This window comes from Algoriphagus sp. AGSA1, assembly GCF_021390545.1.
Taxonomy (GTDB): Bacteria; Bacteroidota; Bacteroidia; order Cytophagales; family Cyclobacteriaceae; genus Algoriphagus.
Window position 1 is genome coordinate 1 of record NZ_JAJUWR010000169.1, and the last position, 1,085, is coordinate 1,085.

General features: G+C 56.1%; 2 protein-coding genes. Both read left to right on the forward strand.

The features are described 5' to 3' along the window. Positions 1–35 precede the first annotated feature (35 nt). The gene (locus LZF95_RS27135; protein WP_233758605.1) at positions 36–257 is read left to right on the forward strand and encodes a hypothetical protein; all 222 of its coding nucleotides are present in this window, start codon (positions 36–38) and stop codon (positions 255–257) included. Beyond that, positions 257–1,085 (forward strand): multicopper oxidase family protein (locus LZF95_RS27140; protein ID WP_233758606.1); only part of this gene is annotated, 829 nt, incomplete at its 3' end. The genes LZF95_RS27135 and LZF95_RS27140, both read left to right, overlap by 1 nt.

A 1,085-nucleotide genomic window follows, 5' to 3' on the forward strand; every position in this document is an offset into this window, starting at 1 on the left:
TCAATTAAGTGGGGCAAAAATACGGAGACGCTGCGATGAAGGTTTTTGAGAAGCTATTTATGCTGATGGCTGGGCTTTTCCTGCCACTCTTCGCTCTTGCTGAGGCGCCCGGCCGCATGGGAGAGGGTATGATGGGTGGCAACATGATGCAGGGCATGGGCGGGATGGGGATATTCATGATGATTATCATGATTCTTCTGGTTGTGCTCCTGATTCTTGCGATTCTGGCACTGATCAAATATCTGAGGAACAAGTGATGAATCGGAATAAAAGTGTCCACCGGCGCACAGTCCTTCAGGCTGTGGCGGGCACCGGCTTCCTTCTCACGCTGTCGCCGGGATTTCTGCTTACGGGCTGTGATGGTGGGGTAAGAGCGACTGAATCGGGAACGCTCGGCCTTGACTCCGAAGAATACGATGTTGAACTGAATCTTCATGCCACGCCCGATTCGGTGCCCATACTTCCAGGCGCGCCCAGTGAGGTGTGGCGCTACAGGGCGGAATTGCTGAAAGGCCCGGGAGGCACACTCTCCGAAAACCCTGACAGCTACCTGGGCCCAACGATCCGGCTACGCCGTGGCCAGAAAGTAAAAATTCATATTCACAATGAGCTCCCGGAAGACACCACCGTACACTGGCACGGGCTTCATGTGCCGTCAGATGTCGACGGGCAACCAAGGCTACCCATCCAGCCCGGTGAAACCACGACGATCGGCTTCGAGGTGTTGGACCGGGCCGGACTGTTCTGGTATCACTCCCATGCCCATGGTGAGCAGGGCGGGCGCGTAGGATTTCAGAGTTACGCGGGGCTTGTAGGGCTCCTGATCGTTGAAGACGAAGAAGAAGCGGGCCTCGGATTGCCGTCGGGCGATAACGAACTGTTACTGGTGCTTCAGGACCGTACCTTTGCTGGTGTCAATGGACTGGTTTACCTCGACGACGGTATGGGAGCCATGATGGATCGCATGCACGGTTTTCTGGGAGACAGGATACTGGTTAACGGCGTTCCTCCGGCCACGCGCAAGGTCGCCACTCGCCCATACAGAATTCGGGTCCTCAACGGCTCCAATGCCCGCATCTACAAAC